This window comes from Tunicatimonas sp., assembly GCF_049647865.1.
Lineage (GTDB): Bacteria > Bacteroidota > Bacteroidia > Cytophagales > Cyclobacteriaceae > Tunicatimonas.
In genome coordinates this window covers 1-8,325 of the sequence record NZ_JBARYM010000187.1, presented here as the reverse complement: position 1 = coordinate 8,325, position 8,325 = coordinate 1, and the positions used below count along the sequence as shown (strand labels likewise).

The following is an 8,325-nucleotide window of genomic DNA, read 5'->3' as shown; positions in this document are numbered from 1 at the left end:
CCTTCAATAGAGCCGAGGTACTGAAACGATTTTGCCGCTTTCTCTTCTTGAAGAGTCATTACAGGTAATGGTAGCCCTTCATCTTTGGGTTCAGCTTTTTGACAACCGAATATCATGGAAAAAAAAGTGACGGCAATAGCGGGGCGGTATAACCGCCTTAAGCTTAAAAGGTAGTATTGGTATTTCATCGTTAACTTTAATAGTTTCTCTAAGTTATACACCTCAATAACTATACTTGTATTGAGAAGCAAAATATAATTGACCTCTAATCATCTGAATTTCAGCTACATAAACCATAAATTCTCGTACAATTTAGGAGTCTAGCTTCATGTAATACCTACAAACTGTAGAATGTTTTACCAAATCTTAAACAGAGTGTAGAACAATTCTTCAATAAAATAATTAGATATTTTAAAGAAGTTGCATTTTATATATTTTCAATATAAATTTTTACCTTATTGAAGGGCATTGGCAAGACCATGACTATAGATTAGATATTGGGCAAGTTATTAAGTAGTAGCACTTACCAAAAGAACTACTACTGACCCGTCGTATCAGCTGGATTGGTCAGTCCTAAAGCGTTTATCACTAATGGAGTAACGTTAGACTCTTCAGGATTTTTAGTATAAATCAGCATAGCCTGCCCGTTAACACTGGATGGAAAGATATGGGTGTAACCATTTAGCTGAGCTATTGAATCAATAGTCAGTTGCACTTTCTGGCGTAATGGATTCATAGCTTGCATCACCTTGAATTGCATTTGCTGTTGGGCCGTTTCTTGTTCGCTTAAAATATCTTGTTGAAGTTCTTGAAGTTCCTGCTCTCGCGCTGCCCGAATTGTATCAGTAAGGTTGGGGGCTTCCTGCTGTAATTGGGCTGCTTGCAATTCTAACCCCTGACGCATAGCGGTTAATTTATTGTTAAGCTTTCGTTCAAAAGCAGCTACATCTTGTCGAGCTACTTTTGCCTCTGGTAGTAGCCCTAGAACGTATTCTGATTGAACAAATCCGATTTTAATTTCTTGAGCAAAACCTGATAATGAGCCAAAGTAAGCGGTTATGAGTAAAATAAATAATATCTTCTTCATTGGTAGTAATCCCTTTAGGTTATGATTAAGTGCAAAATAAACCTCGAAAATAGCTAAAACCTAATGATTCACCAATATACCTTAGAAGATTTAACAAGAATTAACGCTTTAAACGAACATCGTCTCCGGATTTAGTCTGGGAATGAAACTGGAATGCTAATAAGTAACAAATAGCGATTTAGTATTGCAATGGTCAATGATCTACTGCCTATAATTTACTGCTTAAGAAAGTTGTCCCCCTACCCTTTCCAAAAGCTTTTTTGTGAGCATAATACCATCTTTTTTATGCATCTCTTCTAGCTTTCCGCCAAACTCAACTCCAACGTAACCGTTGAAGTCAGCATCTTTAACAATAGTCATTAGACGCTCATAATCCATATTGGCTTCCTTGCCCTTACGGTTGAATTCAGTGGTTTTAGCACTCACCCCAATCGCATAAGGCATTAACTCTTCTACCAACTGATAGCGATCGTATTCTTCATCCTTAGCTATTCTGGTATTCCCAAAATCTGGCAATGTACCCACATTGTCGCGATTAGTTTTTTTCATCACCATTGCGAGCCATTTGCCATTGGAAGAATAATCTCCGTGGTTTTCAACCATAATATTCATATTCATCGGTTTGGCATAGTCAGACAAACGGATTAGTGTATCTACAAACAAATCAGCCGCTTCTTCGGGAGATTTACCTTCGTAGCCATTCGCGTTGATTCGCACCCCGTGGCAGCCTATTGCTTGAGCTGCATCAATCCATTCGTAGTGCTTCTCCGCTGACTTTATTCTTTCCGATTCTACCGGACTGGCCGTAGGGTACTCCCACAAGTCCAGCATAATTAGTACGTTAGTGACACCCAAGTCATCCGCTCTCTGCTTGAGTTCTCGCAAGTACTCTTGATCTTTCACCTTATCAAGGAAAAACTGATTAACGTATTCTACTGCGTCAATACCATAAAACTCCTTCGCTATGCGGGGAAAATCCAGATTAGTCATCTGTTCCTTACGAATAGGTTGGCGGAGCGACCACTCAGCCAGCGACATCTTGAAGAACAATGGTGATGACTTTGAAAAACTTGGTAGTACTAATGCACCAAGTGATGCTTGAGCAGTAGTAGATAGAAAATCACGACGCTGCATTATAGGTTGGAGGTGTAAATGTGAAAAAATAGCTTTAATATGCCCGTTAATGTACTAATTATTTTCTATATCATCTATGCGCTACTTATTTGGTCTACTATATTTACTGATATCATTTGCTTGTCAATCGCCTACTCAACCGGAGAATGTTGATGAGCCGAATGAGCTTCAAAATGTGCTCATCATCATTGGCGATGATCATTCAGCTAATGTGCTTGGCGCCTACGGTAATAATGTCATCAAAACCCCTAATCTCGACCGAATGGCTGCCCGAGGGGTTCGGTTTAACCGGGCTTATGCCAACGCGCCACTTTGTAGTGCTTCGCGCCAATCTTTGATTACCGGACGGTATCCGCATGCTACGGGGGTAACTTTACTTAGAACTTCTTTTCCCGAAGAGCAAGTCACTATTGCGGATCATTTAAAAGATGAAGGGTATGTAACAGGAATTATCGGAAAAAATCACTTCAATAATCGAAAGAACCACGGCTTCGATGTTAAAATTGAACGAAAAGACTATTACACTTATCTTGAAGATAATCCCGGTCGGGAAGTACCAGATAGCGTGGCGGTTCGCCCTCAGTGGAAACCATTCCGTGACCCGGCTCGTATTTGGTTAAACGCGGATGCTCTACCGGGTAATCATTACGATGCCGATGATATTGGAACGTGGTACTCCCAACGGGCTAATCAATTCCTGACGGATCATCAGGATACTTCCTTTTGTTTAGTAGTAGGATTTCACGAACCACACTCCCCGTTCAACTTCCCCATTGAGTACGCTCAAAAATATGATCCGGCGAACATGCCGCTCCCCCAAGGAAGCCCCGAAGACGACCAATGGGTACCTCAAATTTTTCAAGACCTGACTGAAGAGGAACGGCAAGGCATTGTTTCAGCTTACTACGCTTCTACAGAATATTTGGATAAGAACATCGGATTAATTCTTAACAAACTTGACTCGTTAGGATTAGCTGAAAATACAATTGTTGTTTACTTAGGCGACCACGGATATTTGCTAAACGACCACAAACGTTTTGAAAAGCATATGATGTGGGAACCCGCCGTGCAAGCTCCTCTGCTTATGCAAGCCGTAGGGCACTTACCCGAAGGTGAGGTATTAGAACCCATGGCAGAATTTGTGGATGTAGTACCTACGCTACTGGAGGCAATTCAAGCACCCTCTCTCGCCTCAGTTCAGGGTAAAAGCTTACTACCATTAATTCAGCAGGAAAATAATACCCATAAAAATTACGTATTTTCAGAATTCTTAGCCGACAATAAGGCAATGGTTCGCTCTGACCATTGGAAGTATATTTTTACCACGGGTAAGCGAGACTTAGCGCAAGGCTACGCTACGGGCAATCCGGCCCCGGGAATAACTCACCGCTTATACGATATGATAAATGATCCCAACGAAACAAAGAATTTGTACGCGGACCCAGTTTTAGCTGATACGGTACGGCACCTACAAAGCCAACTAATTAACTGGTTTCGGCAAACCCACCCAGACTCGGATACAGTCAGCCCGAATGAAACGGTTGAGCAACAACTGGTTTCATTTTGCGAACCTCCCGACGAAAATGCCAACGTAGGCGCCCAGTAGTTCTACCTAAATTTAGCACTGTTCATTACGGGTAGGTGCGCAATTCTGAGATTGCTTGGCAGCATCCTGGTTACTTTCTGCTAAGATATTGCAACTGGCTTTTACCTGAAAATCTACTGGAATACCCTTCTGATCAAACTCTAGGTGCAAACACTGATGAAATAGTTCTTTCAACTGCTGTCTTCCTCGTTGGATACGCGATTTTGCTCCAGAGAGAGAAAGGTTTAATTGCCTTGCTATTTCCTGTTGTGGTAAACCCTCCAGATCACTCATTCGAAGCGGAATAGCGTATTTCTTTGGTAAACACTTGATAAGAAGCGGAATAAGGGAAGCTAGTTCGGTAGTCACATTACTCTCTTGGTAGGCATCTTCTTCGGCTAATTCTGAAGGAAAAGTTGAAAGTTTAGACTGTTCGCGAAAATAATCATAAACAGTCCGGCGCGTTACTTGGTACAGCCAAGCCCGAATATTCTTAACCTCCGAAAGCTCTTCACAGTGCCGGTACAACTTCACTAATACGTCACTTACCAAGGCTTCACTTTGTACCGGATCATCAATACGTTGTCTGACGTACCGAACCAGTTCCGCTCGGTATTGCTCAAATAAAGGGAACACTCGCTGACAAGTGTCCCCCTCAAAGTCATACATCTTATCTACTTCATTTTTCATGCTTCAATCTCGGGTGTACAGCACGCATTTTCAAAGTCAGAGACGGGTGCCGCCACAATCTTGTTTACCTCGGAGGCTCCGTGGGTTTGAAAAATTTCCCAAGAAACTCCTTGAGGATCGGCAATCCATGATTTGGTAGAGCGAGCGTAGCAGCAAACTGTTTCTCCTTCTTTAAACTGTTTACCTTCGATCTGATCGATCCGATCAAACAACTCGTCACGCTCTGGTTCAGTATCTACCTGAATACCTAAATGCTCAATGCCGCTTTCTTCACCAGACAGATTGATGGAGAAGTTTACGAGCGGATCATCCAACATCCACTTAGCATAATCAGTCTTAAGAACGGTGGGCTTGCTAGCAAATAGTCCTTCGTAAAAAGCAAGAGAAGTGTCTAGGTCCTGAACTTTTACGTTAATGTGTAATCTTTTCATAGTAAATCAGTGAATTTAAAGTTAAAACAAATACTAAGTTCATTCAGGGGACGAAAAAACAGGAAGAAAGACGCAGAATTTTTTTTTTTTTTCTCTAAGTAACTTAAATGTCTGTTGAGCAATGGCTAATTCTTCATTAGTAGGTACCACCAAAATTTTGATCGTACCTCCGGTAGCTTGTAATTCTCGAACAGCACTCACCTGCTGGTCGTTTTTAGAAGAATCCAGTTGTATCCCCAGGGCTTCCAAACCCGTTAAGCATTTCTCCCGAACAAACGCGCTATTCTCACCTACTCCGGCAGTAAATACCAAAGCATCTACCCTTCCCAAAACAGCTACATACGCACCAATATATTTTTTTATCCGGTAGCAATACATATCCAGGGCAAGTTGGGCATTCTCATTGCCTTGCTCTTGTTGCTTGAGCACTTCTCGCAAGTCATTTTCATCAGCAATGCCCTTCAGTCCACTTTCGTGATTTAACAGATGATCCACTTCGGCAGGCGACATTCCCGCTTGCTCACTCAGAAAGAAAGGAATAGCCGGATCAATATCGCCACTGCGCGTACCCATCATGAGTCCGGCTAGCGGGCTTAACCCCATTGAGGTATCAATACTTTTTCCATTCTTTACCGCCGTCATACTACACCCGTTTCCCAAGTGAATCGTGATTAGGTTTACCGATTCAGTTGGCTTGCCCAGATGGTTGGTAGCTTGTTGAGTTACGTACTGATGAGAAGTACCGTGCATACCGTACACCCTGATACCATATTTTTGGTATAACGAACTAGGAATTGGATAGCGATAAGCACGCGAAGGAAGTGTACTGTGGAAAGCAGTATCAAAAATCGCAACCTGATCAGCTTGAGGGAAAATTTTTTGAGATACCCGAATACCCTCAGCATTGGGGGGATTATGAAGCGGTGCCAGCACCGATAAATCATCAATTTTTCTTAGAACCGAATCAGTAATTATTTGAGGATCGCTATAAGTCTCTCCCCCATGAACTACCCGGTGGCCGATAGCGGAAAGTTTCTGATTGGTTAAAACCTTTTTAGCTAGAAAATTAGCAATGATTTTTAGTCCGTCACTATGGCTAAGTATTGGTTGGGTCAGCTTACTCTCATCTGATAAGAATTTGAGAGTCACCTTAGCGTCATGATTACCAATTTTCTCTATAGCTCCCGATGAAACCTCTCGCTCATCCGGCATTTCAAAGAGGCTAAACTTAATTGAAGAACTGCCTGAGTTTAAAACCAGTACGTGCATCTTTAGCTATCGTTAAAAAATTTGGCCTGAAAACAAAGGCTTTACCCAATCATGGACAATAATTCCCCACTCTGTTGTAGATATTACCCACGGTAGCAAACAATGTTCGTCGTTTGTCACCGTATCACCCTTATTTCACCTTGGCATAGTTTTCCTCTTATTTTAAAGCGAATTATACATTTTTTAATCAAAACTTGCTAAAAATGAAAAAGATACTATTAACCGTGGGAATTTCAACGGCTGTAATTTTTGGAGTACAGGCTCAAGAAACCCCGACTAAAACTAAGAAAGAAAAGCAGCAAACCCAGCAACAAGTTATTGAAGCTCGTGGCGACGTTGACGAAGAGACTTATGAATCAGAAGATAATGTACAGCGAACTAATGCTGATGCTACTTTTAGCTCTAAGGACATGTCCAGTATTAGTCAGGCTGATTTGCCTAAAGAGATAATGGAAAGCTTTGAGAATAGCGACTATAGCCAAGGCTCTGTTGATCGTGCGTACGAAATAGATGGTGAAGCACTACCGCAAATATTAGAATCAAGAGCTAATTTATCAATGTATCCAGGTGAGCAGCTTCCTGAGAAGCTATATATTCTGCACGTGAGTACTGATGAAGGCAAAGGAATTCTTTACATTGGTGATGATGGTGAATCCATTGCTGAAGAAGAAATTTTAAACGATGAAACAACGGATTTTTTTGGTGAAGCAGGTGAAGCAATAGAAGAGACTGCTAATGATGTTGGTAATGCCGTAGGTAACGCTGCTGAGGCTACCGCTGACGGTGTAGAAACAGCAGTTAATAAGACCGGAGAGTTTGTAGATGATGCAGCTACCGAAGTTAAAGAATCTTTTAACAATGCTGAAGAAGAAGTAGAAGAAGAAGCTGCTGAGTTTGAAGAAGCTGCAGAGAATACTACTGGTGAAGCAGTAGAAGATGTAGATGATGAAATGGAAGAGGCTGCTAATGAAACTGAGAATGCTGTAGAAAGTGCTGCGTACCAAACTGAGGAAGCAATGAAAAAAACGGCTAACGATGTAGAGAATGCCGCTGAGAAAACTGAAGAAGAAGTTGAAGAAGCTGCTTACGAAACTGAGAACACTATGGAAAACACTGCTACTCAAACTAAAGAGGGATGGAGTGAAGCTGAAGTAGAGAAAGCTACTACAAAAACTGAAGAGTTAGTAGAAGGTACTGCTAGTGAAGCTAAAATGGAGATGAATGAGACTACTCAAGAAGTAAATGAAGAGACTACTGAAATGAACCAGGCGGCTGAATATAGAACAAGTAAAGCTGCTACATCGGTAGACAAAACTGTTGAGAAAGCCGAAGAGAATGTGGAGAATGCCGTTGAAAATACTGACGAAGCAATTGAAGAATCAGTAAAAAGCGATGCCTACTCTAAAGAAGTTGAAATGGAAAATTCATCAGCATCATTCAACTCAGAGGATATGTCAATGATCAATGAATCTGACATTCCCCAACTAGTGAAAGATGGATTTAGCAATAGTGCTTTTGGCAAAGGAACCATTGAAAAAGCATATAAAGTGACTGGTTCAGTTGTAAGTCAAATACTACAAGATCGCGCTGCTATGTCTATTTATGCGGGAGAACAATTACCTGAAACATTGTACCAATTACAGGTAACGAATAATAATGGTGCTGGAGTATTATACATTGGTGACGATGGTGAAATTATCGCATCGGAAAACCTCTAATAAACCAGATAGTAATCCGAAAAGCTCTAACCAATGGTTAGGGCTTTTTTTTATGTTTACTTAACAATATTCTGTGCCTGAATAGCAGTAATCACTACGGTATTAACTATATCGGTTACTGTACACCCTCGGCTTAGATCATTAACTGGCTTTCTTAAACCTTGCAGAATAGGGCCAATTGCCACTGCACCAGTTTCTCGCTGTACCGCTTTATAGGTATTGTTGCCGGTATTCAAATCAGGAAAAATGAGCACTGTCGCGTATCCAGCCACTTCTGAGCCTGGGATTTTTTTAATTCCCACCTCCTTATCTACCGCAGCATCGTATTGAATTGGCCCTTCTACCTTTAAATCCGGCATTCTCTCTTTTACAATATTAGTAGCTTGCCGTACCCGATCCACATCTTCACCC

Annotated in this window: 8 protein-coding genes and 1 pseudogene; 2 read left to right on the top strand and 7 right to left on the bottom strand. The window is 41.4% G+C overall.

Annotated features, from left to right (window positions below):
• The 3 genes and pseudogenes from WBA23_RS05690 to WBA23_RS05680 form a co-directional block, all read right to left on the bottom strand.
• Nucleotides 1-188: pseudogene (locus tag WBA23_RS05690) on the bottom strand (hypothetical protein); the annotation flags it as partial.
• Nucleotides 189-538: 350 nt separating this feature from the next.
• A complete protein-coding gene (locus tag WBA23_RS05685; protein WP_424581283.1) occupies nucleotides 539-1,087 on the bottom strand; it encodes an OmpH family outer membrane protein in 549 nt (182 codons plus the stop codon).
• A gap of 222 nt (nucleotides 1,088-1,309) precedes the next feature.
• Nucleotides 1,310-2,221, bottom strand: coding sequence for a sugar phosphate isomerase/epimerase family protein (locus tag WBA23_RS05680; protein ID WP_424581282.1), 912 nt, complete (start codon nucleotides 2,219-2,221; stop codon nucleotides 1,310-1,312).
• A gap of 76 nt (nucleotides 2,222-2,297) precedes the next feature.
• On the opposite strand from WBA23_RS05680, the gene WBA23_RS05675 reads away from it, so the two are divergent.
• Nucleotides 2,298-3,827, top strand: coding sequence for a sulfatase family protein (locus tag WBA23_RS05675; RefSeq protein WP_424581281.1), 1,530 nt, complete (start codon nucleotides 2,298-2,300; stop codon nucleotides 3,825-3,827).
• A gap of 12 nt (nucleotides 3,828-3,839) precedes the next feature.
• On the opposite strand, the gene WBA23_RS05670 is transcribed toward WBA23_RS05675, so the two are convergent.
• From WBA23_RS05670 to WBA23_RS05660, 3 genes are read right to left on the bottom strand one after another with little or no spacing between them, the layout of a single operon-like run.
• A complete protein-coding gene (locus WBA23_RS05670) occupies nucleotides 3,840-4,496 on the bottom strand; it encodes a sigma-70 family RNA polymerase sigma factor (RefSeq protein ID WP_424581280.1) in 657 nt (218 codons plus the stop codon).
• Entirely contained in the window at nucleotides 4,493-4,927 is a 435-nt protein-coding gene (locus WBA23_RS05665) for a VOC family protein (RefSeq protein WP_424581279.1), read from the bottom strand. The genes WBA23_RS05670 and WBA23_RS05665 overlap by 4 nt, the downstream gene beginning before the upstream one ends.
• A 39-nt stretch (nucleotides 4,928-4,966) precedes the next feature.
• On the bottom strand, nucleotides 4,967-6,196 hold the full coding sequence (locus WBA23_RS05660) for an acetate/propionate family kinase (RefSeq protein ID WP_424581278.1): 1,230 nt from the start codon (nucleotides 6,194-6,196) through the stop codon (nucleotides 4,967-4,969).
• Nucleotides 6,197-6,399: 203 nt separating this feature from the next.
• Between WBA23_RS05660 and WBA23_RS05655 the strand changes: the two genes are divergently transcribed.
• Entirely contained in the window at nucleotides 6,400-7,914 is a 1,515-nt protein-coding gene (locus WBA23_RS05655; RefSeq protein WP_424581277.1) for a hypothetical protein, read from the top strand.
• Nucleotides 7,915-7,970: 56 nt separating this feature from the next.
• Here WBA23_RS05655 and WBA23_RS05650 read toward each other — a convergent pair.
• The coding region (locus WBA23_RS05650) for a phosphate acyltransferase (protein ID WP_424581276.1) at nucleotides 7,971-8,325 on the bottom strand (355 nt) is incomplete at its 5' end.

Bases quoted from the DNA above. Each gene is read 5' to 3' on its own strand.
- WBA23_RS05685 (WP_424581283.1), bottom strand. From the start codon at position 1,087: ATGAAGAAGATATTATTTATTTTACTCATAACCGCTTACTTTGGCTCA.
- WBA23_RS05680 (WP_424581282.1), bottom strand. From the start codon at position 2,221: ATGCAGCGTCGTGATTTTCTATCTACTACTGCTCAAGCATCACTTGGT.
- WBA23_RS05675 (WP_424581281.1), top strand. From the start codon at position 2,298: ATGCGCTACTTATTTGGTCTACTATATTTACTGATATCATTTGCTTGT.
- WBA23_RS05670 (WP_424581280.1), bottom strand. From the start codon at position 4,496: ATGAAAAATGAAGTAGATAAGATGTATGACTTTGAGGGGGACACTTGT.
- WBA23_RS05665 (WP_424581279.1), bottom strand. From the start codon at position 4,927: ATGAAAAGATTACACATTAACGTAAAAGTTCAGGACCTAGACACTTCT.
- WBA23_RS05660 (WP_424581278.1), bottom strand. From the start codon at position 6,196: ATGCACGTACTGGTTTTAAACTCAGGCAGTTCTTCAATTAAGTTTAGC.
- WBA23_RS05655 (WP_424581277.1), top strand. From the start codon at position 6,400: ATGAAAAAGATACTATTAACCGTGGGAATTTCAACGGCTGTAATTTTT.